The organism is Kocuria turfanensis (assembly GCF_001580365.1).
GTDB lineage: Bacteria > Actinomycetota > Actinomycetes > Actinomycetales > Micrococcaceae > Kocuria > Kocuria turfanensis.
This window is the reverse complement of the sequence record NZ_CP014480.1, coordinates 2,760,763-2,783,608: the sequence shown is the minus strand read 5'-3', so window position 1 is coordinate 2,783,608 and position 22,846 is coordinate 2,760,763. Positions and strand designations below refer to the sequence as shown.

The window sequence follows — 22,846 nt, the reverse complement described above, 5'->3', positions numbered from 1 at the left end:
CGGCCCGGGAACGGAGACCACGTGAAGATCGCGATCCTCGGAGGCGACGGCTTCTGCGGCTGGCCCGCCGCCCTGCACCTGTCGGCCCGGGGCCACGACGTGCTCGTCGTCGACAACTTCTCCCGCCGTGCCATCGACGCCGACCTCGGCACCGAGTCGCTGACCCCCATCCGGGACCTCGACGAGCGCCGCGCGGCGTGGGCGGAGGTCACCGGCCGGAGGATCGACGCCGCGCAGCTCGACCTGGCCCAGGACTACGCGCAGTTCCTCGGGCTGCTGCGCACCGAGCGCCCGGACGCCGTGGTGCACTTCGCGGAGCAGCGGGCCGCGCCCTTCTCCATGAAGACCCCCCGGACGAAGCGGTACACGGTGGACAACAACGTCAACGCCACGCACAACGTGCTGTGCGCGATCGTGGAGTCCGGCCTGGACGTGCACCTGGTGCACCTGGGCACCATGGGCGTCTACGGGTACGGCACCGCCGGGATGCGGATCCCCGAGGGCTACCTGGACGTGGAGGTCCCGGGCCCGCACGGCAGCGTCCCCCAGGAGATCCTCTACCCCTCGAACCCCGGCTCCCTGTACCACATGACCAAGGTGCTGGACCAGACCATGTTCGCGTTCTACGCCAAGAACGACGGGCTGCGGATCACCGACCTGCACCAGGGCATCATCTGGGGCACCAGCACCGTGGAGACGTCGCTGGACGCGCGGCTGGTCAACCGCTTCGACTACGACGGCGACTACGGCACCGTGCTCAACCGGTTCCTCGTCCAGGCGGCGGTCGGCCATCCGCTGACGGTGCACGGCACCGGGGGGCAGACCCGGGCGTTCATCCACATCCAGGACATGGTCCGGTGCGTCGAGCTGGCCCTGAGCCACCCTCCGGCGGCCGGGGAGCGGGTGAAGATCTTCAACCAGATGACCGAGACCCACCGGGTCCGCGACCTCGCCCGGCTGGTCTCCGAGCTGACCGGCGCGCAGGTCGAGACGGTGCCCAACCCCCGCCAGGAGTCCGCGGAGAACGACCTGCACGTGGTCAACGAGGCCTTCCTGGACCTGGGCCTGCAGCCCACCACCCTCTCGGAGGGCCTGCTCCTGGAGGTCGAGCAGACGGCCGAGCGCTGGGCGCACCGCGTGGACCTCTCCCGGATCCCGGCCACCTCCGTGTGGAACGGGCGGCGCCGGCCGGGGATCCCCGCCTCGGCGTCCCGCCCGGCACCGGTGGGCGCCTGAGCCGGCGGATGCGGATCGCGCTGTTCACGGACGTCTTCCTGCCCAACGTCGACGGGGTGGTGACCCGGCTGCTGCGCACCCTCGACGAGCTCGGCGACCTCGGCCACGAGGTCCTGGTGCTCACCCCGGGGCGGCCGCCCGGGGCGTACGGGGCGCACCGGGTGGCCCGGGCCCGGTCCGTCACCTTCCCCTGGTACCCGGACATCCGGGGCGGGCTGCCCACCCCGGCGGCCGAGCGCGCCGTGACGGCGTTCCGCCCGGACGTGGTGCACGCGGTCAACCCGGTGTGGTTCGGCGCCTGGGGCACCCTCTCGGCCCGGCGGCGGGACCTGCCGCTGCTGGCCTCCTTCCACACCGACGTGCCGCAGTACATGAGCGCCCTCGGCCTCGGGCCCCTGCGCGGGGGCGTGGAGCGGTGGATCCGCGCCACGCACAACCTGGCCCAGGTCAACCTGTGCACCTCCGGGCCGATGCTCGAGCGGGCCGCCGGGATGGGCGTGCGGGACCTGGCGCTGTGGCCCAAGGGCGTGGACACCCGGCTCTTCTCGCCAGCGAAGGCCTCCCCCGCCGTGCGCCGGCGCCTCACCGGCGGGCACCCGGAGGAGCGGCTGGTGCTCTCCGTGGGGCGGCTGTCCAAGGAGAAGAACCTCGAGGCCCTGCTCGAGCCGATCCGGCGGCTGCCGGGCACCCGGCTCGCCGTGGTGGGCACGGGCCCGCACCGGGCCGAGCTCGAGCGGCGCTTCGCCGGCACGCCGACGACCTTCGTCGGGCCGCTGGCCGGGGAGGAGCTCGCCGCCGCCTACGCCTCCGCGGACGTGTTCGCGTTCCCGTCCACCACCGAGACCCTCGGCCTGGTGGCCCTGGAGTCCCTGGCCAGCGGGGTGCCGGTGGTCGGCGCCCGGGCCGGCGGCATCCCGTTCGCGGTCGCCGACGGGCGCACGGGTCTGCTCGCCGCGCCCGGCAGCGCCGACGAGCTCACCGCGCACCTCGCCCGGCTGCTCGGCGACGACGCCCTGCGCGCCCGCATGGGCGCGGCCGGCCGGGCCGACGCCGAGGGGCACGACTGGCGGGCCGCGACCGAGGCGCTCGTGGGCTTCTACGGCCTGGCGGTCCAGCGGCACGGGACCCGCCGGGAGCGGCCCGGCCGCGCCGTCACCGCGGCCGTGTCCCGGGGAGCCCGGACACGGGCCCGGTCCCGGACGCGGTCCTGACGACCCGGCCGCGGCCGGTGCCGCGGCCCGCCCGTGGCACCGGCGGCCTCCCCGGCGACCGGATCGTTCACTATTGCCAATGAGTGCTACCGGCACGTAGTTTGACGGCACAGCAGTCCTTCGGCCGCCGCCCAGGCGCCCCGCCGCTCGACGGGGCCCTTCCGCGCCGCCGCGCGACCAGCAGCACGACGTCTCCTGTCGCCTCCGCCACCGCGCGCGGACGGGTGACGCCGGAGGGGTCCCGCCGCGCGCTGCAGGCCGCGGGACCGGCCCGGGGCCACGACCGGATTCAGGAGACACACGACATGACCGCTGCCAAGACCTGGGCCGCCGCGGGGTCCGCGGCCACGATGCTGGTGGGGGGCCTGGTCCTGGGCGCCCCGGCCGCCGTCGCCGCACCCGGCGACGCCGCCTGCCTGCAGGCCACGAGCCAGTTCGACGCCGCGCTGGCCGGCGCCGGCATCACCCCCGACGCCATCATGTCCCTCGACCGGACCGCGGACGCCGTGGCCACCGCCGAGGCGCAGTACACCGCGCTGGTGGTGACCGCGGGCGGTCCGAGCCTGGCCGAGCTCCAGGCCGCCGCGGCGGCGCTGGCGGCGGCCCAGGAGTCCGGCGACCCGGTGGCCCTGGCCCAGGCCGAGGCCACGGTCGCCGAGCTGGACGCGGCGCTGGCCGCCGCCCTCGGCACCGTGGACCCCGCCGCCCTCGAGGCGGCGGTCACCGAGACGGGCGCGGCGTTCGACGCGCTCCTGGCGGAGCTGGTGCTCGACGAGGCGACCGTCGACCAGCTCCTCGTGCTGCTCGAGCAGGCCGTCGTGGCCTGCGAGGGCGAGTTCGGCCAGCTCCCCGTCGGCGCCCCCGTGGCCCCGGCACCCGTCGCCCCGGTGGAGGCCGCCCCCGTGGTGGAGGCTCCCGTGGTGCAGGCCCCCGTGGTGCAGGCCCCCGCCGAGGCCGCTCCGGTGGCCGTCAACCCGGGGCTCAACATGCAGACCGCGGCCGCGGAGCCGGCCGAGGGACCGGGCACGGGCCTGCTGGCCGGCCTGTTCGCCGCCGGGGCGGCGCTGTCGGCGGCCGCCGTGCTGCGGCTGCGCCGGCGCGGCCGGGCCTGAGCCGCGCGGCCGCCCCGCGGGCCCGCGCAGGCCCTCGAGCCCGCGCAGGCCCTCGGGGCGGCCGGACCGGACCCGGTCAGCCGGTCAGCCGGTCAGCCGGTCAGGAGAACTCGTACTCGACCTCGGCGAAGTCGTCCGCGTCCAGCACGTAGTGGACCCGCAGCGGCTCGTCCCCGGTGTTGCGCGCGCCGTGCTCGGCCCGGCCCGGCACGAAGACCGTCGAGCCCGGGCCGACCTCGTGCTCGGTCCCTTCCAGCACCACGACGCCGCGCCCGGACAGGACGTAGTAGGTCTCGGCCTGGTCGTGGCGGTGCAGGGCCAGGAAACCCCCCTCGGGAAGCTCCGCGACCCCCGTGACCATGCTCCGCGTGGGGGTCGACCCGGCGGAGAACAGCGTCCGCCAGCGGAGCCGTCCCCGCGCGTCGTCCCACCCGTCGGCCGGGAGGTCGGTCTCGCGCAGCACGAAGGACCCCTCGGCCGTCCGGCCGCTCGCCTCGTCGTCGTCCGTCATGATCCCAGTAAAGCCTGCCGGGCCCGCTGCTGCCAGGACCCGCGCCGGAGCCGTGCGCGGGCGCCCGGAGGGGGTCAGCCGCGGGTCACCGCACTGCTGCCCTGGGTGGGTGCGGTGGGGGGATCCAGCACGGCCACGAGCCGGGCGAGGTCGTGGGCCGCGGTGATCACCAGACGCCCTTCGTGCCCCGAGGGGTCCGTGAGCTCGGCGCTGAGCCGCCCCACCAGGGAGCGGACCCGCTCGGCGGCCTCCGCCGGGTCCTCCCCCGCGGCCCACGCCCGCACGCCGTCGGCGGAGGACTGCGCCGCCTCGGCGAGCCGGCTGCTCAGGGCCGCGGGGATCACCCAGTCGTGCCCCTTGTGGTCGTAGAGCTCGCGCAGCGCGTCCGTGAAACCCCGGAGGTGGAAGACCACGCTCTCGAGCTGGAGCATTGAGGCGTACCCCGGGTCCGCCCGCCGCCCGCGGCGCAGGATCACGCGGGGGTTGCCGCGGGCGCTCTGCGCGGACTCGTCGACCGCCTCGCGGACCTCGGCCGTGATCCGCACCAGCGAGTGGTTGCGCTCCTGCCAGTCCCGCCCGGCGGTGGTCCCGGGTTCGGCCAGCTCCCCGGCGGCGTCCTCGAGGTAGTCCACGACGACGCCCTGCAGCCGGTCCAGCTGCAGGCGGGCGGTGCGGAAGTCCAGCGGCGGGAACACCAGCGCGTTGACGAGCAGGCCGATGGCGACCCCCACGGACATCTGCACCAGGAAGCCGGCGGAGAAGCCCTCGGCGTCCTGGCCGCCGATGATCAGCACGAACAGCGCCCCCACGGGCACGTACTCCGCCCCGGCCCCGAGCCGGCGGATCCCGGCCAGCAGCACGCCGATGCCCACCGCCACGGCGACCGTCACCAGGTTCGGGTCGCCGACCAGCAGCACCCCGGCCGCGAGGACGATCCCGAGGGCGATGCCGGCCACCGTCTGCAGACCCGCGCGCACCGAGCCGAACACGGTGGGGTACATCGCCGAGATCGCCCCGAGGGGCGCGTAGTAGGGGTACTGGTCGATCACCCCCGGCATCCGCTGGGCCACGACCCAGGAGAGGGCCACCGCCAGGGACGTCTTGAGAGCGAGCAGGATCCTGGCGCCGCGTATCGTGTGCACCCCGGACATCCTACGGATTGGTCATTAAGATGGAGCCGCCCTCCCGGATCCCCTCGGGAGCCTCGCGAGGCGCCCGACCACGAGGAGACCCCCATGAGCCGACCGCCGCACCGACGCCTGCTGCTGGTCCTCGCCGTGGGCCTGGGCGGCGCCCTCGGGACCGGTGCCCGCCACGGGGTCGCGGTGGTGCTGCCGGCGGTGTCCGGCTGGCCGGTGGCCACGCTGGCGGTGAACCTGCTCGGGGCCTTCCTGCTGGGGATGCTCCTGGAGGCCCTCCTGCTGCGCGGCGAGGAGACCCCCCGCAGGCTGCTGCTGCGCCTGGGCGCCGGGACCGGGTTCCTGGGCGGGTTCACGACGTTCTCCTCCCTGGCCCTCGAGGTGCAGCGGATGCTCTCGGCCGGGGCGCCCGGCCAGGCGCTGGCCTACGTGGGGCTCTCCCTGGCCGGCGGCTCCACCGCCTGCCTGGCCGGTGCCCTGCTCGCCGCCCGGGGACGGCCCGCGTGACCGCCCTGCTGATCTGCCTCCTCGGCGGGGCCGGGGCGATGGCCCGGTTCGTCGTCGACGGACTGGTGCGGCAGCGGACGGCGACGTCCTTGCCGGTCGGCACGGTGACCGTCAACGTGACGGGGTCCTTCCTCGCCGGGGTGCTCACCGGTGCCGCGCTGGCCGGGGTCCTGGGTGGTCCCGCCGTCACCGCGGCCGTCACCGGCTTCTGCGGCGGCTACACCACCTTCTCCACCGCGATGGCCGACACCGTGCGGCTGGCCCGGGACGGGCAGGTGCGGGCCGCGGTGCTCAACGCCGTGGGGACCGCCGCGCTCACCGTGCTCGCCGTGCTCGCCGGGCTGGCCGCGGCCGCCCCGCTGTTCTGAGCACCGCCCCGCGCGCCGGCCGCGGGCACCCCCGGCGTCGTCCCCGGCGCAGAGGATCACCCACGCAGCGGCGGGGCCACAGCGCGGGCCCGGGGCTCAGGCCTGGACGCGCAGCTCGTTGCCCGGGATGGAGGCCAACAGCCTCCGGGTGTAGGGATGGCGCGGGTTCGTGAAGATCTCCTCGCTCGCGGCCGCCTCCACGAGCTCGCCGTCCTTCATCACGCACACCTCGTCGGAGATGAGCCGGACCACCGCGAGGTCGTGGGAGATGAACAGGTAGGACAGCCCGAACTCCTCCTGCAGCCGGCCGAGCAGGTCCAGGATCTGCTTCTGCACGAGCACGTCGAGCGCGGACACCGGCTCGTCGCACACGATGAGCTCCGGCTGCAGCGCCAGGGCCCGCGCGATCGCCACGCGCTGGCGCTGGCCGCCCGAGAGCTCGTTGGGATAGCGGTTGACCGTCGAGGGCGGCAGGGCCACCTCCTCGAGCAGCCACTTCACCCGGTCCCGCCGCTCGCCCCGGTCACCGCGGCCGTAGGTGGACAGCGGCTCCTCGACGATCCGCCCGATGGTGAACATGGGGTTCAGGGACGAGTAGGGGTCCTGGAAGATCGGCTGCACGCGCTGCCGGAACGCCGCCAGCTCCTTGCCGCGCAGACCCGTCACGTCCTGGCCGTCGAACCGGATCGACCCGGAGGTGGGCTCGTAGAGCTTCAGCAGCATCCGCGCCGTCGTCGTCTTGCCCGACCCGGACTCCCCCACGATCGCCACGGTCCTGCCCCGGGGCACGGTGAGCGAGACGTCGCGCACCGCCGTGAAGTCGGGCTGTCCCAGCCGCCCCTTGAAGACCTTCGTGAGGTCCTCGATCACCACGAGCGGCTCCCTGGCGGACCCGGGGCCGGACGCGTGGTCGGTCCCGGGGACGGGGGCCGAGGGGGCCGCGGCGGGATCGGCCGTCGCGCCCTGCGCCGGGACGGCGGCCGGGCTCCCGAGCGGGCCCGCCGCCGGCTCCACTCCGGCGGGCACGCCGACGCGGGCCGCCGCCACCGAGGGCGCCGCCTGCACGAGCCGGCGCGTGTACTCGTGCTGCGGGTCCTCCAGCACCTGCGCGGACGGACCGGCCTCCACGATCCGGCCCCGGTGCATCACCACGATGTCCTGGGCGCGCTCGGCGGCCAGACCGAGGTCGTGGGTGATGAGCAGCACGGACGTGCCGATCTCCTCGGTCATCCGCTCGATCTGGTCCAGGATGGTGCGCTGCACGGTGACGTCCAGGGCGGAGGTCGGCTCGTCGGCGATGAGCAGCCGCGGCCGGCAGGCGAGCCCGATCGCGATGAGGGCGCGCTGGCGCATGCCGCCGGAGAACTCGTGCGGGTACTGGGCGGCGCGGCGCTCGGGCTCGGGCAGGCCGGCGGCCGCCAGGGCCGCGACCACGTGCTCGTGCACGTCCTTGCGGGTGGCCAGGCCGTGCACGAGCAGCGTCTCGGCGACCTGCTGCCCCACCGTGGTCACGGGGTTGAGGTTGGACATGGGGTCCTGCGGCACCAGGCCGATCTGGCGGCCGCGGACGGCCCGCATCCGGGACTCGTCGAGGCCCACGAGCTCCTGCCCGGCGAACCGCACGGACCCGCCGGTGACCCGGCCGTTGCCGGGCAGCAGGCCGATCACCGACATCGCCGTGGTGGACTTGCCCGAGCCGGACTCCCCCACGATGGCGAGGGTGCGGCCCTGGCGCAGGGTCAGGGACGCCTCGTGGACGGCCTGGACCGGCCCGTTCATCGTCGTGAAGGTTACGGCGAGGTCCTCGACCTGGAGCAGGGGGGCGTCGGCCCGGGGGAAGGGGTTCTCTGCGCTCATCGCTGGGTGCACCTCACGCGGTTCGGGACTTGGGGTCGAGGGACTCCCGCAGGGACTCCCCCAGCAGGGTGAAGCCCAGGGCGGTGACGGCGATGCACAGCCCGGGCAGGAACGCCAGCTGCGGGGCGATCGCCAGCTCGGCCTGGGCGTAGGTCAGCATCCGGCCCCACTCCGCCGTCTGCGGCACGCCGCCGCCCAGCCCCAGGAAGGACAGGGCGGCCGCGTCGATCACCGCGGTGGCCAGGGTCAGGGTGCCCTGCACGATGACCGGCCCGGTGCTGTTGGGCAGCAGGTGGCTCATGGTGATGGTGCTCCGGGACAGCCCCAGGGTCTGGGCCGCCAGGACGTAGTCCGCCCCCTTCTGGGAGAGCATCGAGGAGCGCAGCAGCCGGGCGAAGATGGGCACCTGCGAGGCGCCGATCGCGATCATCACGGCCCACTGGCTCTGGCCCATGATCGCGGCGATGGACACCGCGAGGAGCAGGTTGGGCACGGAGAGCAGGATGTCGACGAAGCGCATGATGACGCTGTCCACCCAGCCGCCGAAGCCGCCCGCCAGCAGCCCGAGCAGCATGCCGCCGGCCAGTCCCAGCGCGGTGGAGACCACGCCGATGACCAGGGAGGCGCGGGCACCCCAGATCAGCTTGGACAGCAGGTCCCCGCCGAAGCGGTCCAGGCCCAGCGGGTAGCCCTCGACGTCGCCGGGGCCGGGGATCCCGGTGGGGGTGATCTCGGTGCGCCCGGGCAGCTCCTCGCCGCCGAACGGGGCGAGCCACGGGGCGAGGAGGGCGACGAGCAGGAACACGCCCACGATCACGGCCCCGGCGATGGCCGCGGGGTTGCGGCGCAGCCGCCGGAAGGCGTCCTTCCACAGGCTCGTGCCGGTCTGCTCGACGGTGCCCGGCACGACCGCGACGGACTCGGGGCCCTCGGTGTGCGCGGGCCCGGAGGGGGCGGGGGGAAGTGTGGCACTCATTGAACACGCACCCGGGGGTCGATGAGGCTGTAGGAGATGTCCACCAGCAGGTTGATCAGGGAGTAGGCCAGGGCGATGAAGATGATGAAGCCCTGCAGGACGGGGTAGTCCAGGTTGAAGATCGCGTCCCGCAGGAACCGGCCGATGCCGTTGAACGCGAACACGGTCTCGGTCAGCACCGCCCCGGAGATCAGCAGGCCGGTCTGCAGGCCGATGGTCGTGATCACGGGCAGCATGGCGTTGCGCAGGATGTAGCGGCCGCGGATCAGGCTGCGCGTCAGTCCCTTGGCGCGGGCGGTGCGCACGTAGTCGGCGCTCTGCACCTCCAGCACCGAGGCGCGGGTGATGCGCACGATGATCGCCAGCGGGATCGTGCCCAGGGCCACTCCGGGCAGGATCAGGTGCAGGAACGCGTCCCACGCGGCGTCCCACTCCCCGGTGAGCAGACCGTCGAGGACGAAGAAGTTGGTGTAGTGCGTCGCGTCGATGCGCGGGTCCTGGCGCCCGTCCGCCGGGAAGAGCGGCACCTTGATGGCGAGCAGCCACTTGAGGATGAACGCCAGGAAGAAGACGGGCACGGTGATCCCCAGCAGGGACAGCACCACGGAGGAGTGGTCGAGGGGCCGGCCGCGGTGGCGGGCGGCCACGTAGCCGAGCGGGACGCCCACGCCCACCGCGAAGACCAGCGCCACGAGGGCGAGCTCCAGGGTGGCCGGGAAGCGGGTGAGGAACTCCTCGACCACGGGCCGGCCGGTCACGATGGAGGCGCCGAAGTCCCCCCGGAGGAGCTGGCCCATGTAGACGAAGTACTGCTCGGCCAGGGGCCGGTCGAAGCCGTAGACCTCGTTGATGCGGGCCACGGCCTCGGGGGTGGCCTTGTCCCCCAGCAGGGCCGTGGCGGGCCCCCCGGGGAGGGCCCGGACCCAGGCGAAGAGCAGGATCGACAGGCCGAGGAGGGTGGGGATCAGCAGGGCGAGCCGCTTGCCGATGACTCGGAGCATTCCGGTCCTTCCGGACGGAGAGGGGCAGGGGGGAAGACCGTCGGGAGACGGGGCGGTCCGGGGGCGGCGTGTGCGCCGCCCCCGGGCCCGGGGCTCACTCGCTGAGCTGGATCCGGTTGAAGACCTCGTCGTTGACCGGGCTCACCGGGTAGGACTCCACGCGGGCGTCGAAGGCGAGCGACGGCGCCGGGTTGGCGAGGGGCACGGCCGGCAGCTTCTGCATGATCTGGTCGTTGATCTCCTCGTAGACCGGGGTCTGCTCCTCGACGCTGGTCAGCTCGCGGGCGTCGGCCAGCGCCTGGAACAGCTCCGGGTCGTCGAAGCCGAACTCGGGCTTCTCCTGGCCGAAGAACACGCCCACGAAGTTGTCGGTGTCGTTGTAGTCACCGGTCCAGCCCAGCAGGTGCAGATCGTGGTCGGAGGTGCCGTTGACCCGGTCCAGGTAGTCCGGGGACCACTTGTCCGGCTGCGGGTTGACGGTGATGCCCACCTCCTCCAGCTGCGCGGTGAGCGTGGTGAACGTCTGCTCCGGGTTCGGCATGTAGGGCCGCGAGACGCCCGTGGGGTAGCTGAAGTCCAGCTCGAGGCCGTCCGCGTAGCCGGCCTCCTCGAGCAGCTGGCGGGCCTTCTCCGGGTCGTGCTCGTACTGGGTGACGTCCTCGTTGTAGCCGTTGACGGACTCCGGGATGAACTGCGTGGCCACGGTGGTGCCCTCGGGCAGCGTCTGGGAGACCAGGGCCTCCTTGTCGATCGCGTGGGCGATGGCCTGGCGGACGTTGGGGTCCGCGAGCTCCTCCTGGGCCTGGTTGAAGCCGAGGTACAGGATGGTGAACGGATCACGGGTGACCACGTTGTAGCCCCCGTCCTTCAGCGCCTGGGTGTCGGCCGGCGCCACGAGGTCGTAGCCGTCCACGCTGCCGGACTCGAGGGCCTGGCGGCGCGCCTGCGGGTCGTCGATGATCCGGAAGATCACGTCGGTGACCTGGCCCTGCTCGCCCCAGTAGTCCTCGTAGGCGGACAGGACCACCTGGTTGCCCACGTCCCAGGACTCGAACCGGAACGGGCCGGTGCCCACGGGGTGGCCCTGCGCGTACTCGGAGAGCTCCGGGGACTCCGCGGTGCCGCCGGCGGTGTCCGCGCCGTACTCCTCGAGCGCCGTGGGGGACTGCATCGCGAAGGCCGGCAGGGACAGGGCGGCGATGAAGCCGGCGAACGGCTTGTTCAGCGAGACCTCGGCCTCCTGCGCACCGGTGGCCTCGCACCCGGCGTAGATGGCCTCCTCCGGGGAGTCCGCGAAGCCCTTGAACAGCGAGCCGTAGTAGTAGGCCATGTTCTCGGACTGCAGCAGGCCCTCGAAGTTGTACCACCGGTCGAAGTTCGCGCAGACCGCCTCCGCGTCGAACGTCGTGCCGTCGTGGAAGGTGACGCCGTCCTTGAGCTGGAACGTGTAGGTCCGGCCGTCCTCGGACTGCTCCCAGGACTCCGCCAGCAGCGGCTCCGGCTCCGCCGAGCCCTCCTGCACGCCCACGAGCCCCTCGAAGATCTGGCGCGAGACGCGGAAGGACTCGCCGTCCTGGGCGAACGCGGGGTCCAGGGACTTGGGGTCGGACGACGCCGCGAAGACGAACGTGCCGTCGACGTCGCCGGCTGCGGCCTCCCCGGACCCGCCCTCCTCCCGGTCCGAGGCGAGGCAGCCGGTGAGCGCCAGGGAGGCCGCGGCGGCCAGGGACGTGACGGCGAGGGCGCGGCGGGCGCGCCCCGGACGGAATGGCGTGGACATGAACGGACTCCTCGGAAGGGCAGGTGGCAGGCCCCGCTCCGGGGTCGTGGAGCAGGGACGTGGTCCCCGGGCTGCCGACAGGTGTGACGGGTACCACACGGTACAAGTGATACCACGAGTAGCAGCCAATTCTTTCCACACGCACATGGCGCGCATGTTTCCGGGACCTCACGTCCCCGATCCGCCGCCCTCCCCCCACCCATACCGCCAGCAGGCTTGCTAGTCTGCTGGGGAAGACACCCGAGCAGGACCGACCGGAGAAAGCAGGGCCCCGTGGCCGACATCAATCCCGAGCAGGCGCGCAACGACCCGGAGAAAGCCCGGGAGGCCTTGAACGAGGAGTCCGGCCGCAGCATCGCCGGCGACACCCCTCCCGACGCCGGCGTGGGCGTCGGGCCCGACAACCCTGACCTGGACGTGGACCACCCCGGGGACTCCGCGAAGGGCAAGATCGCGATCGCCGCCATCCTGGGCCTGGTGCTGCTGTTCGCCGTGCTGTGGTTCGTGGGCGCCGTCGTCGGCCTGTTCTGAGCCGGCGGCACCCGGTCCCCGGGCCGCAGGACGTCGGCGGCAGGCCCTGCGCGGCAGCACCTGAGCCGTCACTCCTGGGCCGCGGCCCGGGCCGGCGGAGCGCCGCGGGCCCGGGCCGCGCTCACTGCTCGTCGTCCTCGTCGTCCGCCTCCGCCCAGTCCTGTGAGGAGGGCCCCATCAGGGCGAAGCGCTCGCCGTCCGGGCCGGCGGCGAACACCAGCTCGCCGTAGCCGAACTCCTCGGGCTCCCCGAGCAGGGTGCCCCCGGCCCCGATGACCCGCTCGGCGGCGGTGTCGGCGTCGTCGACCTCGAAGCACACCCACCACAGGGGCGGCGCCTCCTGCAGGTGGTCGACGTCCTCGGCCGGCACGCCGATCCCGCCCGCGCTGCGGTCCATCCCCGGGACCGTGAACACCGCGTAGGCCTCGTGCCGGGTGCCGATGTCCTGGTAGGTGTAGCCGAACACCTCCGCGTAGAACCGTTCGGCGGCCTGCTGGTCCGAGGTCAGGAGGTCGCACCAGGCCACGGCGCCGTGCCTGCCGATGATGCTGAAGCCCGTGTGGTCCCGGGGCTGCCACACCCCGAAAGCGGCCCCCGTGGGATCGATCCACACGCCCATGGTGCCGAAGCGGCCCACCTCCATCGGCTCGAACAGCTGACGCGCCCCGGCGGCCACGGCGGCCCGGCCGGTGGCCACGATGTCGTCGGAGGCGAGGTAGACCGCCCAGGCGTGGGGGTCGTCCTCCGTCTCCGGCAGCGCCGGGGACAGGCCCGCCACGGGCTCGCCGTCCACCAGGGCGTTGCAGTAGCCGCCGTACGCGGGGTCCGAGGGCGTGAACCGCCAGCCGAGCACGGACGCGTAGAAGTCCATGGAGCGGTCCAGGTCGGAGACCATGATGTCCGCCCAGCACGGCGCCCCCGTGGGTCACCGGTCGATGCGCTCGGCCATGTCTGCGTCCTCTCCTACCGCGCCGGGACAGGGTCCGCCGGGTGCGCGTGGCGCGGACCACGCCCGGGATCCTCCGCCCCCATGGTCGTCCCCCGCGGCCCGGAAAGGAACACCCCGGTCGCGACATCCGCGCGGCCCCCGGGCATTAACATTCCTCCTTTCCCGCCGGGGCCGCGGATCCGTTCCTACACTCGGAACAGGACAGGAACCCGGCCCGCGGCCGGGCCGGCTGCCGGGGGACGGACGGGCAACCATGCGCGCTTGGTGGATCGAGGAACCCGGCCCCGTGGCCGGCGGACCGATGCGGTTCGGGCGGTGCCCCGACCCCGCGCCCGGGGCCGGGGAGCTGCTCGTCGGGGTCCGGACCTGCGGGATGTGCCGCACCGACCTGCACCTGGCCGAGGGCGACCTGCCCCTGCACCGGGCCGGGACGATCCCGGGCCACGAGGTCGTCGGCGAGGTCGTGGCCCGGGGCCCCGGGTGCTCCCGGTTCCGGACCGGCGAGCGCGTGGGCGTCGCGTGGCTGCGCAGCACCTGCGGGCGGTGCCGGTTCTGCCGCCGCGGCCAGGAGAACCTCTGCACGGACCCGCGCTTCACCGGGTGGGACCACGACGGCGGCTACGCGGAGCTGACCCTCGTCCCCGAGGCCTTCGCCTACCGCCTGCCCGAGCAGTTCGACGACGAGCACGCGGCCCCGCTGCTGTGCGCGGGGATCATCGGCTACCGGGCCCTGCGCCGGGCGCAGCTGCCGCCCGGGGGGCGCCTGGGCATCTACGGGTTCGGGGCGTCCGCGCACCTGGCCGCCCAGGTGGCCCTGCACCAGGGCGCCGAGGTGCACGTGATGACCCGCTCGGAGCAGGCCCGTGAGCTGGCCCGCGAGCTGGGCGCCCACTTCGTCGGAGCGGCCGACGAGCCTCCCCCGGCGCCCCTGGACGCGGCGATCCTGTTCGCCCCCGTGGGCACCCTCGTGCCCCCGGCCCTGCGTGCCCTGGACCGCGGCGGCACCCTGGCCGTCGCCGGGATCCACCTCAGCGACATCCCGGCCCTCGACTACGCCGCCGAGCTCTTCCAGGAGCGGCAGCTGCGCAGCGTCACCGCCAGCACCCGGCAGGACGGCGAGGAGTTCCTGCGGCTGGCCGCGCGGACGGGGCTGCGTCCCACCACCGTCCCCTACCCGCTGAGCGGTGCGGACCGGGCACTGGCGGACCTGGCCGCGGACCGGGTCACCGGAGCCGCCGTCCTGCACGTCTGAACGCCGTTCCCGCGCCGCCCGGCCGGGAGGACCACCGAGAGGAGCCCCGCCATGACCGTCGCGGCCGTCCGGGAGCCGGTGCACGGCAGCACCCGCCGGGCCGCCGCGGCGATCGCGCCGGGCCCCGCCGCGCCCTGATCCCACCGGGCCGGGAGTCCCCGGTCCGACCACCGCCCGACCGCAGGGGGTTCCCGTGACCGCGCAGCCCGTCTCCGATCCGCCCGCTCCCGCCGAGCGGCACCCCGGCCCGCGCCCCACCCGGCCCGGGCAGTGGGTGCTGCTGGTGGTCGGCGCCCTCCTGACGGCTCTGGGCCTGGCGGCGCTGGTCAGCGGGCTGGCCCTCGCCGCCGCCGCCTCGGCCCAGCAGGGAGGCCGCTACCTCACCACGCCCCCGGACCGTCACCAGACCATCACCTACGCCCTGGTCGGACCCCCGGCCGTGCTCGACCTCGGGGAGGTCGAGGTGTCCCCGGTGCCCTTCCTGGACGAGCTGGGCAGCGTGCAGGTCCGGGTCACGGCCGTGGACCCGGAGCAGGAGCTCTTCGTGGGCGTCGCCGCGTCGGAGGACGTGGACCGGTACCTGGACGGCGTGGCCCACGCCCGGATGGGCAGCGCCACGGAGGCCGGGGACGACGCCCCGGACCGGGTCCCCGGCGAGCGGGCGCCCGACCGGCCCGGGAACCGGACCTTCTGGGCCGACTCGGACCAGGGGCCCGGCACCCGGGAGCTCACCCTGGACCTGCGCTCGGGCAGCTGGACCCTGGTGGTCATGAACGCCGACGCCACCCGCCCCGTGTGGGCCGACGTCCAGGTCGGGGCGCGCTCGGAGCTGCTGGGCCCGGTGGCCGGCGGCCAGCTGATCGGCGGGCTGGTGGGCCTGGTCATGGGCGTCCCGCTGCTGCTGCTCGGCGCCGCCGGGCTGGGCCGGGACGTCGACCCGGGCACGCCGCCGCGGGGCACGGGCCCGGGCGCGGCCCTCGCCGGGGCCCCGTCCCGGGACGGGACACCGGCACCGCTGTACCCGGTGCGCCTGACCGGCCTCCTCGACACGGGGCTGTCCCGGTGGCTGTGGCTGGTGAAGTGGCTGCTGGTGATCCCGCACCTGATCGTGCTGGCCGTGCTGTGGTTCGCCCTCGTGGTCACCACGGTGGCGGCGGGGATCGTCATCCTGTTCACGGGACGGTACCCGCCCTCGTGGTTCTCCTTCTGCGTCGGGGTGCTGCGGTGGAGCTGGCGCGTGGGGTTCTACTCGTACGCGGCGCTGGGCACCGACCGGTACCCGCCGTTCACGCTGGCCCGCGCGGACTACCCCGCGGAGCTGGAGGTCGCCCATCCGGAGCGGCTGTCCCGCGGTCTGGTGCTCGTGAAGTGGTGGCTGCTGGCGATCCCGCACCTGCTGGTCCTGGGCGTGCTCACCGGCGGGAGCACGTGGACCAGCGTCTCGGAGGACGACGGCAGCACGACGACGACCAGCTGGGGGCCGTCCCTGCTCGGTCTGCTCGTGCTCGTCGCCGCCGTGGTGCTGCTCTTCACCGGCCGGTACCGGCCCGAGCTGTTCGCCCTGGTGGTGGGCATCAACCGCTGGGTCAACCGGGTGCTGGCCTACGTGCTGCTGATGCGGGACGAGTACCCGCCGTTCCGGCTCGACCAGGGTCCCGTGGACCCGCCGCAACGGGAGGCGACGGCGCCCCCGGGGGCCTGCGCTGCCGGACCGTCCGGGTGGCCGACCGGGCGGCGAGGGCCCGCCGGCCTGAGCGGACGCCCTTCCGGACCGGCCCTCCGGGAGGACGCCCGGTCAGGGGCCGGCCCCGGGACGCGGCGCAGTGGGCCGGGCTCCTGGGCCGGCTCAGCGGAACCGGACCTCCTCGATCCGGGCGCGGAAGAACTCGCCCTCGGCCTGCCGGTCGGTCCCCCACCCCCATCCGGCGCGCAGCGCGGTGGGCACCCGCACGCCGGCGAAGGACTCCTCCGCGGACAGCGCGACCCCGAACGGGTGGCGGCCGAATCCGGTGCCGTCGGGATCTCCCCACCGCTGCATGCTCAGTTCCACGAGCCGGCCCTCCGGGTCGACCCGGACCAGGGAGTCCTCGGGCGTTCCGTCCAGGACCCAGGACATGACGGCGGTGTCCGGGACCGGGCCCTCGGACCACGTGGCGCGCACGCAGGCCGGCGGTACGGTGACGCCCTCGCCGGCGAGCCGCCCGGCGGCGCTGCGGGTGATGTCCGGGCCCGCCGCGGACAGCACGGGCACGACGCCCAGCAGCCGCCACCGCAGTTCGCCCCCGCCGGCGCCGTAGCGGTCGAAGCCGGTCACCGGCAGGCCGAGGACCCGGGTGCGGGCGGCCCACACGAAGCCGGCCCCCGGCGCCAGGAGCTGGCGCGCGGAGAAGGCGCGCCACCTGCCGCCCAGCCGGATCTCACCGCGCATCCGCAGCTCCGCCATCGACCACGCCGGGGTGCCGGGCGGCACGGCGCGGGCCAGCCAGCGGCGCGCGGGCTCGGGCAGGCCGGCGAGCGCCGCGGGGTCCGCGGCGGGCGGCGCCGGGGACCCCGTCCGCTCCAGCGCGGCCCAGTGCCTGCGGGCGGACCGCGGCAGCGGCCGGGTCACGACCGGCTCCGGAGCCCCGGGACAGGGCCGGGAGGAGGCTGCGACGGGGTCGGGCGCCGGATCATGCCCCCAGACTAGACCGGCGCCCCGGGGGTCGGTCCCGTCCCGGGCCGCCGGGCCCGGCGGACGCCCGTGATCCTCGGTCACCATCGGTCACGGCCCCGCGGCGGCGTGGGCGCCGCGACCGGGGCGGCGCTGCCGGCCCCGACCCCCGCCTGCGTGCTGGGCCGTGCGGTGGTTCGACGCGCCCGGCGGCCCGGCACCGGTGTGGAAAGCGGTGCGGACCGCGGCGGAGGCGGCGTTGACTGCCGGCGGCGCCCGCTCCACCATGAGGACCGAGGCCGTTGCCCGAGCGGCCGGAGGAGGTCGTCGTGGACGTAGGACGCAGCGGACCGCGCAACGCGCTGGCGGTCGCGCGAATGGCCGGCCACGTCCTGACGGGCCCGCTGCTGCGCCGGCGGCGCACGACCTGGGGCGCCACGGCGGAGGAGGCGCAGGCGTCCTGGCCGGGGGACGAGCTGGTGCCCGCCCCGGCGTGGTCGGCCACCCATGCGGTCACGACCCGGGCCTCCGCGGAGCAGCTGTGGCCGTGGCTGGCCCAGCTCGGTCAGGGCCGCGGCGGGCTCTACAGCTTCGAGCTGCTGGAGAACCTCATCGGCTGCCGGATGCACAACGCCGACCGCGTCCTGCCCCAGCACCAGGAGCTGTCCGCGGGGGACGAGATCCGTCTGCACCCCCAGGCGGCGCTGACCGTGGTGGGCGTGGAGCCGGGCCGGGACCTGGTGCTGGCGGCCCCCACGGGCCCCTCGACCGCCGCGCAGCGCGTCCCGGGCGGGGTGTGGTCCTTCCACCTCCGGCCGGCCCCCGGCGGGGGAACACGGCTCGTCGAGCGCCTCCGCCTGGCCGCGGCGCCGACGTGGCAGGAGCGCTTGGCCACCTCCCCGGCGCTGGTGGAGCCGATCAGTTTCGTGATGACCCAGGAGATGCTGCGCAACATCGTGCGGCTGGCCGAGGGGGACACCGCGTCCCCGAGCACCAGGAGGACGACCATGACCCGCACCGGGACGAGCAGGAGCACCACCCGCAAGGGCTCCCGTGGGAGGAGGACCAGGTGGGAGGACCTCACGGCCGGGCAGCAGACAGCACTGCTGATGCTGGCCTCCGTGCAGGTCTCGCTGGCCGCCACCGCGTGGGCGGACCTCGCCCTGCGCCCCGCGGAGGAGGTCAACGGCGGCAAGGGCAGGTGGGCGGCGATCATCGCGATCAACTTCGTCGGTCCCGTCCTGTACTTCCGGTACGGCATCCGGCGCTGACGCGCTCCGGGCCCCGGGACGGCGGCCCCGCCGCAGGTGAGGCCCGGAACAACGATTCCGCACGGCGCGGAGAACTCTTAACGAGTGCATACGACCGGATCTAGACTGGTGGCACCATCGGGGACGCCGGCACGTACGTCTCCTACGTCTCCGCCCTGGGCGACACGTTCACCCAGCCCGCACTGGAGATCCGCGACTTCGGCCACGCCCAGGGCTGGCGGGTCGACCAGCACCCCCGGGAGGTCGGCAACGTCAGCGGCCACCTGCCGCCGGACGTCGTCGGGTTCGGCCGCGGCGGCGTCCTGGCCGCCCACTCCCGGCCCTCCGGCCCCGGCGAGCCGAAGTACCTGCCGGTCTCGCTGGAGCTCGCCGACTTCGGCACCGCCCAGGGATGGCGCGTGGACCGGCATCCCCGGGACCTGGCCTACATCGACGGCGACGGGATCCTGGACGTGGTCGGCTTCGGCAACGCGGGCGTGCACGTGGCCTACGGGGACGACAACGTCTTCGTCGGACCGGAGCTGGCGTCCACCTCCTTCGGCTGGGCGGACGGCTGGGACCCGGCACGGTACCCGCGCCTGCTCGGGGACGTGAACGGCGACGGCCGCGACGACGTCGTGGGCTTCGGGCACTCGGCCACCTACGTCGAGCTCTCCTGAGCCCGGGGACGGGGCCTCGCGGTGAGGTCCCGTCCCGTCCTGCCGTGCCCTCGGCCAGGCCGTGCGGGCGGAACCGCCTCAGGACAGGAACGAGCGCAGGTTCCGCTCGGCCGCCCGGTAGGTGTCGGCGTCGATGGTCTCCCCGTGGTGGAAGCGGTCGACCACCCGCGGGTCCACGTAGGAGCTGCGGGCCACCGTGGGGGTGTTCCCCAGGTGCTCGGCGACCTCCCGCATGGCCGCGGAGACGGCCTTCCTGCGGGCGCTCTGGCTGGGGCGCGTGTCCGCGCGGGCGGCCAGCGCGAGGGCGGCGCTCACCGTGCCCTGCCACGTGCGGAAGTCCTTGGCGGTGAAGTCCTGCCCGCACCGGTCCCGGACGAAGTCGTTGAGCCGGGCGCTGGTGATGGTGGCCCACTGCCCGTCCTCGTCCCGGTAGGCCAGGGCCGGCTCGTCCGGATCCCGCCCGAGCATGGGGGCCAGCGCGGCGGCGAGGTCGGCGTCCCGGAGGGTCAGCGACCACTGGTGCCCGCTCTTGCCGGGGAAGTCCAGGTGCACGTCGTCCCCGTCCACCCGCACGTGCCGCACCAGCAGGGTGGTCACCCCGTAGGAGCCGTTGGACTGGGCGTACTCCTCGTTGCCGATCCGCAGGGCCGCGTCGTCCATGAGGCGGAAGGCCGCGGCGCACGCCTTCTCCTCCGTGGGGCCCTCCGCGCGCAGCAGCCGCGTCACCGCCGGCCGGGCCCGGGGCAGGGTGTCGCCGAAGTCCAGGACCCGGTCGAACTTCTCCCGGTCCTTCAGCTCCCGCCACCGGGGGTGGTAGACGTACTGGCGCCGCCCGGCGTCGTCCATCCCGGTGGCCTGGATGTGGCCGTTGGGCTGCGGGCTGATCCACACGTTCTTCCAGGCCGGGGGGATCGCCAGGCCCCGGATCCGCTCGAGCTCCTCGGGCGCCTCCACCTTGGTCCCGTCCGCGTGCCGGTACACGAAGCCCTTCCCGTGGCCGCGGCGCGTGATGCCGGGGCGGTGGCAGTTGCTGCGCCGGAGCCGCGGCCGGCGCGGGGTGCGGGGCGTGGGCGAGGTCTGCTGCGTGGCGGTCATCGTGTCCTCCCGGGATGAGTTCCCGGACCACGCCGGGGACACCAAGTCTACTGATCACTGTGGCTGCGACGCACTGCGTCACCCTGGGCCGTGTCCTGGAGCGCGGCCGCGGCGCGGCGGAGACTGGAAGCACGCCCGCCGAGCGGAAGGATCCACCATGAACGTCCTCGTCGCCTACGCCACCCGGCACGGCGCCACCGCAGGGATCGCCGAGCGCATCGCCGGGGCCCTGCGCGGGGCGGGCCTTCCCGCCGAGGCCCGCCCCGTGGCCGACGTCCGCGACCTCGCACCCTACGACGCGGTCGTGCTCGGCGGCGCCGCCTACATGTTCCACTGGCTCAAGGACGCCACCGTCTTCGCCCGGCGCCACCGCGAGGAGCTGGCCGACCGGCCGGTCTGGCTCTTCAGCAGCGGCCCGCTGGGCACCGACCGCGTGGACGCGGAGGGCGAGGACGTCCTGGAGGCCGCCCGGCCGAAGGAGTTCGACGAGCTCACCGCGCTGCTGCACCCCCGCGGGGAGCAGGTCTTCCGCGGGGCCTACGACCCCGACGCCCCGCCGATCGGCCTCGGTGAGCGGTTGACCCGCCACCTGCCCGCGGCGAGGGAGGCCACCCCGGCGGGCGACTTCCGCGACTGGCCGGCGATCGACGCCTGGGCCGAGGGGATCGCCGCGGAGCTCCGCTCCGGCGGCTGAGCGCCGCGGCGCTCAGGGCTCCGAGCGGGTGTACGCGGCGGCGCGCACGGCGTCGTCGTCCTCGAGCCCGGCGCCGAGGGCCCCGCCCACGGTGGCGAGCGTGGCCGTCAGCCACGCCAGCTTGCCGTACTCGGCCGCCCCGGCCGGGGCGCCGATCACCGCTGCGAAGACGTCGCCGTCCACGAGCAGCAGGGCGCCGAGCCAGGACAGGGCGAAGACCGCGGCGTAGAACACGGCCACGCCGATGGCCACGGTCGCGGCCGTGGCCAGGTTGAACAGCGCCACCTGCTCGCGCTCGGCGGGCCGTCGCGGACGCTCCCAGAGCCGGGCGCCCACGATCAGCGCACCGGTCACCGCACCCACCGAGAGCAGGCCCAGCAGTCCCAGGCGCCACGGCCCGTAGGCGGCGGCGAGCAGCCACAGGTCCGAGGCCACCAGGGTCAGCACCCCGGTGGCCGCGGCCAGGGCGAGCAGCCGGGACAGCCGCACCACCAGGGTCCAGGGCCGGTTGGCCCGGATCATCCCCAGCAGCAGGCGCACGTTGCCGCCCAGCACCCGGGCGGTGAACTGCACGGCGTTGTCCTCCGGGCGGTCCTCGAGGTCCTCCGCGCGCTGCCGGGCGCGCCGGACGAGCTCCTCCTGCGCCTCGGCGTCGTCCGCGTCCTCGGCGTCGTGGCCCAGCAGGTGGCCGACCACCCGGACCACGGTCTGCCGGACCTTCTGCCCCACGTGCACCGGTCCGAGGGCCGGGACGGCGACGAGGCCCACGCCGTGCACGGGACTCAGCTGCGTGAGCACCGGGCTGCGGCCGTCCTTGAGGGGGACGTCCGTGAGGACGACGACGAGGTCCCAGTCCTCGTCGAGCATCCGGTCGCGGGCGGCCTCCAACAGGTCGAGCCCGTCGGCCGGCGGGACCACCAGCCGGTCCTCGGCCGCGGCCACGCGCCAGCGCACCCCGGGATAGCGCTCGCGCAGCGGGCCGGGCAGGGAGCCGGCGAGGTCCCGGGGCAGGACGCCGGCGATCTGGGGCGAGAGGACGAGGCCGACCAGCAGCTCCGGCACGGGCTCGTGGGCGGCATCGGGATCGGCGGCGGTGGCGGAACGGTCGTCGGGCACCGCTCAATCCTGGGCCAGGACCCGCGGAAACGCCACTCGCCGCGGGTCCCGCGGTGCGCACGTCCGCCCGGCGCAGGAGGAGTCCCCGGCGTCGACGCGGGGACACCGCCGGCTCCGGCGGCGGAGTGCGGAACGGAGCCGGGGCCGCTCAGGCGGCCACGGCGGTGCGGGGCGCGGGGTCCCGGAGCGGTCGGACCGGCAGCTCCCCCAGCGGATGGGCGCGGGGCCCGGCGGGAGCGCTGATGCTCACGGCCCCGAGACCGGGCGAGGCCGCCTCGTGGTCGACGGCCGCGCGCAGCAGCGTCACCGCGGCGGGCTGCAGGTGCCGGACGGAGTCCAGGTCGACCCGCACGTGCACGGCGGGGCCGAGCGTGCGGGCGCGTCCGATCACGGGCTGGAGCACGTGCTGGTTGGCCTCCGTGAGGCATCCCGTGACGAGGACGCGGACGTCGGTGGCGTCGAGGTCCACCTGGACCAGGACGGACATGGTGTGTTTCATGATGAGAACTTTCAAGGATGGGGGACCGGCGACCGTGGTGGTCGCCGGTGCGGAACGGGCGGGCCGGCGACGCCGGCCGGCCCGAGGGGCCGAGCGGACGGGCCGTGCGGCCCGGAGGGTGCAGGGCGCTGCCGGGTTCGAGGCGCCGTCGGGTGCCGTGGCAGTGCTGGAGCACGGGCACCGCAGCACCGGGTGCGGAGCGACGAGCGGGTGTCGGCCTCGGTGGGCCGGTGCTCCCCGAGGAAGCGGCACCGCCGGAGTCGGTCACCGGGACGTGCGTGCACGTCCTGCGAGCGGTCCGCCGGGGTGTTGCGGCCGACGCCCTCGGTGGCGTCGACCCGTTGCGCGGTCCGCTCCTCGAGTGCGGCCTGTCGTCCGGGACCACGGCCGGTTCCCCGCGTCAGGGGAACCCGGACGCTGCGATGCGTGCCG

The 22,846-nt window shown here is 75.0% G+C and carries 21 protein-coding genes and 1 pseudogene; 11 read left to right on the top strand and 11 right to left on the bottom strand.

The features are described from left to right. Nucleotides 1-21 precede the first annotated feature (21 nt). The 3 genes from AYX06_RS12775 to AYX06_RS12765 all read left to right on the top strand — a co-directional run bounded on the left by AYX06_RS12775 (nucleotide 22) and on the right by AYX06_RS12765 (nucleotide 3,559). Nucleotides 22-1,236 carry an NAD-dependent epimerase/dehydratase family protein gene (locus AYX06_RS12775; RefSeq protein WP_062736092.1) on the top strand — a complete coding sequence of 405 codons (1,215 nt, stop codon included), beginning with the start codon at nucleotides 22-24 and terminating at the stop codon, nucleotides 1,234-1,236. Nucleotides 1,237-1,244: 8 nt separating this feature from the next. Beyond that, the gene (locus AYX06_RS12770) at nucleotides 1,245-2,447 is read left to right on the top strand and encodes a glycosyltransferase family 4 protein (RefSeq protein ID WP_062737053.1); all 1,203 of its coding nucleotides are present in this window, start codon (nucleotides 1,245-1,247) and stop codon (nucleotides 2,445-2,447) included. Between the two features lie 305 nt (nucleotides 2,448-2,752). Next, entirely contained in the window at nucleotides 2,753-3,559 is an 807-nt protein-coding gene (locus AYX06_RS12765; protein WP_062736091.1) for a hypothetical protein, read from the top strand. Between the two features lie 100 nt (nucleotides 3,560-3,659). Here AYX06_RS12765 and AYX06_RS12760 read toward each other — a convergent pair whose 3' ends face one another. Both AYX06_RS12760 and AYX06_RS12755 read right to left on the bottom strand, forming a co-directional pair. After that, nucleotides 3,660-4,070 carry a cupin domain-containing protein gene (locus tag AYX06_RS12760; protein ID WP_062736090.1) on the bottom strand — a complete coding sequence of 137 codons (411 nt, stop codon included), beginning with the start codon at nucleotides 4,068-4,070 and terminating at the stop codon, nucleotides 3,660-3,662. Between the two features lie 74 nt (nucleotides 4,071-4,144). Beyond that, a complete protein-coding gene (locus tag AYX06_RS12755; RefSeq protein WP_186815649.1) occupies nucleotides 4,145-5,212 on the bottom strand; it encodes an FUSC family protein in 1,068 nt (355 codons plus the stop codon). Between the two features lie 93 nt (nucleotides 5,213-5,305). On the opposite strand from AYX06_RS12755, the gene AYX06_RS12750 reads away from it, so the two are divergent. Together AYX06_RS12750 and AYX06_RS12745 are read left to right on the top strand one after the other, a co-directional pair. Next, on the top strand, nucleotides 5,306-5,716 hold the full coding sequence (locus tag AYX06_RS12750) for a fluoride efflux transporter FluC (RefSeq protein WP_062736088.1): 411 nt from the start codon (nucleotides 5,306-5,308) through the stop codon (nucleotides 5,714-5,716). After that, complete coding sequence (locus AYX06_RS12745) at nucleotides 5,713-6,084, top strand: fluoride efflux transporter FluC (RefSeq protein ID WP_084271615.1); 372 nt, start codon at nucleotides 5,713-5,715, stop codon at nucleotides 6,082-6,084. Before AYX06_RS12750 ends, AYX06_RS12745 begins: the two co-directional genes overlap by 4 nt. 96 nt (nucleotides 6,085-6,180) lie before the next feature. On the opposite strand, the gene AYX06_RS12740 is transcribed toward AYX06_RS12745, so the two are convergent. The 4 genes from AYX06_RS12740 to AYX06_RS12725 form a co-directional block, all read right to left on the bottom strand. Beyond that, nucleotides 6,181-7,941: a dipeptide ABC transporter ATP-binding protein gene (locus tag AYX06_RS12740; RefSeq protein ID WP_062736087.1), complete on the bottom strand. Its 1,761-nt coding sequence runs from the start codon at nucleotides 7,939-7,941 to the stop codon at nucleotides 6,181-6,183. A gap of 13 nt (nucleotides 7,942-7,954) precedes the next feature. Further along, entirely contained in the window at nucleotides 7,955-8,917 is a 963-nt protein-coding gene (locus AYX06_RS12735) for an ABC transporter permease (RefSeq protein ID WP_062736086.1), read from the bottom strand. Beyond that, complete coding sequence (locus AYX06_RS12730; RefSeq protein ID WP_062736085.1) at nucleotides 8,914-9,918, bottom strand: ABC transporter permease; 1,005 nt, start codon at nucleotides 9,916-9,918, stop codon at nucleotides 8,914-8,916. The genes AYX06_RS12735 and AYX06_RS12730 overlap by 4 nt, the downstream gene beginning before the upstream one ends. 94 nt (nucleotides 9,919-10,012) lie before the next feature. After that, nucleotides 10,013-11,698, bottom strand: a complete 1,686-nt coding sequence (locus AYX06_RS12725; protein ID WP_062736084.1) for an ABC transporter substrate-binding protein — start codon at nucleotides 11,696-11,698, stop codon at nucleotides 10,013-10,015. A 273-nt stretch (nucleotides 11,699-11,971) separates the two neighbouring features. Here AYX06_RS12725 and AYX06_RS12720 point away from each other — a divergent pair, with 273 nt between their 5' ends. Then, complete coding sequence (locus tag AYX06_RS12720) at nucleotides 11,972-12,229, top strand: DUF6480 family protein (protein WP_062736083.1); 258 nt, start codon at nucleotides 11,972-11,974, stop codon at nucleotides 12,227-12,229. A gap of 121 nt (nucleotides 12,230-12,350) precedes the next feature. On the opposite strand, the gene AYX06_RS12715 is transcribed toward AYX06_RS12720, so the two are convergent. Beyond that, a complete protein-coding gene (locus AYX06_RS12715) occupies nucleotides 12,351-13,124 on the bottom strand; it encodes a VOC family protein (RefSeq protein ID WP_232319309.1) in 774 nt (257 codons plus the stop codon). A gap of 307 nt (nucleotides 13,125-13,431) precedes the next feature. Between AYX06_RS12715 and AYX06_RS12710 the strand changes: the two genes are divergently transcribed. Both AYX06_RS12710 and AYX06_RS20955 read left to right on the top strand, forming a co-directional pair. Further along, nucleotides 13,432-14,430 carry a zinc-dependent alcohol dehydrogenase family protein gene (locus AYX06_RS12710; RefSeq protein WP_062736082.1) on the top strand — a complete coding sequence of 333 codons (999 nt, stop codon included), beginning with the start codon at nucleotides 13,432-13,434 and terminating at the stop codon, nucleotides 14,428-14,430. A 604-nt stretch (nucleotides 14,431-15,034) separates the two neighbouring features. Next, nucleotides 15,035-16,009, top strand: a pseudogene (locus tag AYX06_RS20955) (DUF4389 domain-containing protein); the annotation flags it as partial. 267 nt (nucleotides 16,010-16,276) lie between these two features. On the opposite strand, the gene AYX06_RS20950 reads toward AYX06_RS20955, so the two are convergent. After that, a complete protein-coding gene (locus AYX06_RS20950) occupies nucleotides 16,277-17,188 on the bottom strand; it encodes a DUF6544 family protein (protein ID WP_371860073.1) in 912 nt (303 codons plus the stop codon). A 221-nt stretch (nucleotides 17,189-17,409) separates the two neighbouring features. On the opposite strand from AYX06_RS20950, the gene AYX06_RS20545 reads away from it, so the two are divergent. Both AYX06_RS20545 and AYX06_RS20225 read left to right on the top strand, forming a co-directional pair. Continuing rightward, a complete protein-coding gene (locus AYX06_RS20545) occupies nucleotides 17,410-18,351 on the top strand; it encodes a hypothetical protein (RefSeq protein WP_232319307.1) in 942 nt (313 codons plus the stop codon). Nucleotides 18,352-18,749: 398 nt separating this feature from the next. Then, nucleotides 18,750-19,010, top strand: coding sequence for a hypothetical protein (locus AYX06_RS20225; protein ID WP_186815648.1), 261 nt, complete (start codon nucleotides 18,750-18,752; stop codon nucleotides 19,008-19,010). A gap of 78 nt (nucleotides 19,011-19,088) precedes the next feature. On the opposite strand, the gene AYX06_RS12690 is transcribed toward AYX06_RS20225, so the two are convergent. Then, entirely contained in the window at nucleotides 19,089-20,105 is a 1,017-nt protein-coding gene (locus AYX06_RS12690; RefSeq protein WP_062736081.1) for a DNA topoisomerase IB, read from the bottom strand. 157 nt (nucleotides 20,106-20,262) lie between these two features. Between AYX06_RS12690 and AYX06_RS12685 the strand changes: the two genes are divergently transcribed. After that, nucleotides 20,263-20,799, top strand: coding sequence for a flavodoxin domain-containing protein (locus AYX06_RS12685; RefSeq protein WP_062736080.1), 537 nt, complete (start codon nucleotides 20,263-20,265; stop codon nucleotides 20,797-20,799). Between the two features lie 12 nt (nucleotides 20,800-20,811). On the opposite strand, the gene AYX06_RS12680 is transcribed toward AYX06_RS12685, so the two are convergent. Together AYX06_RS12680 and AYX06_RS12675 are read right to left on the bottom strand one after the other, a co-directional pair. Then, nucleotides 20,812-21,915: a hypothetical protein gene (locus AYX06_RS12680; RefSeq protein WP_062736079.1), complete on the bottom strand. Its 1,104-nt coding sequence runs from the start codon at nucleotides 21,913-21,915 to the stop codon at nucleotides 20,812-20,814. Between the two features lie 148 nt (nucleotides 21,916-22,063). After that, entirely contained in the window at nucleotides 22,064-22,414 is a 351-nt protein-coding gene (locus AYX06_RS12675; RefSeq protein ID WP_147017657.1) for a hypothetical protein, read from the bottom strand. Nucleotides 22,415-22,846 lie beyond the last annotated feature (432 nt).

Coding starts and splice junctions, on each gene's coding strand:
- AYX06_RS12750 (WP_062736088.1), top strand. CDS start 5,306: ATGAGCCGACCGCCGCACCGACGCCTGCTGCTGGTCCTCGCCGTGGGC.
- AYX06_RS12675 (WP_147017657.1), bottom strand. CDS start 22,414: ATGAAACACACCATGTCCGTCCTGGTCCAGGTGGACCTCGACGCCACC.
- AYX06_RS20950 (WP_371860073.1), bottom strand. CDS start 17,188: ATGGTGACCGAGGATCACGGGCGTCCGCCGGGCCCGGCGGCCCGGGAC.
- AYX06_RS12760 (WP_062736090.1), bottom strand. CDS start 4,070: ATGACGGACGACGACGAGGCGAGCGGCCGGACGGCCGAGGGGTCCTTC.
- AYX06_RS12740 (WP_062736087.1), bottom strand. CDS start 7,941: ATGAGCGCAGAGAACCCCTTCCCCCGGGCCGACGCCCCCCTGCTCCAG.
- AYX06_RS12770 (WP_062737053.1), top strand. CDS start 1,245: ATGCGGATCGCGCTGTTCACGGACGTCTTCCTGCCCAACGTCGACGGG.
- AYX06_RS12735 (WP_062736086.1), bottom strand. CDS start 8,917: ATGAGTGCCACACTTCCCCCCGCCCCCTCCGGGCCCGCGCACACCGAG.
- AYX06_RS12685 (WP_062736080.1), top strand. CDS start 20,263: ATGAACGTCCTCGTCGCCTACGCCACCCGGCACGGCGCCACCGCAGGG.
- AYX06_RS12710 (WP_062736082.1), top strand. CDS start 13,432: ATGCGCGCTTGGTGGATCGAGGAACCCGGCCCCGTGGCCGGCGGACCG.
- AYX06_RS12725 (WP_062736084.1), bottom strand. CDS start 11,698: ATGTCCACGCCATTCCGTCCGGGGCGCGCCCGCCGCGCCCTCGCCGTC.
- AYX06_RS12690 (WP_062736081.1), bottom strand. CDS start 20,105: ATGACCGCCACGCAGCAGACCTCGCCCACGCCCCGCACCCCGCGCCGG.
- AYX06_RS12715 (WP_232319309.1), bottom strand. CDS start 13,124: ATGGTCTCCGACCTGGACCGCTCCATGGACTTCTACGCGTCCGTGCTC.
- AYX06_RS12730 (WP_062736085.1), bottom strand. CDS start 9,918: ATGCTCCGAGTCATCGGCAAGCGGCTCGCCCTGCTGATCCCCACCCTC.
- AYX06_RS12765 (WP_062736091.1), top strand. CDS start 2,753: ATGACCGCTGCCAAGACCTGGGCCGCCGCGGGGTCCGCGGCCACGATG.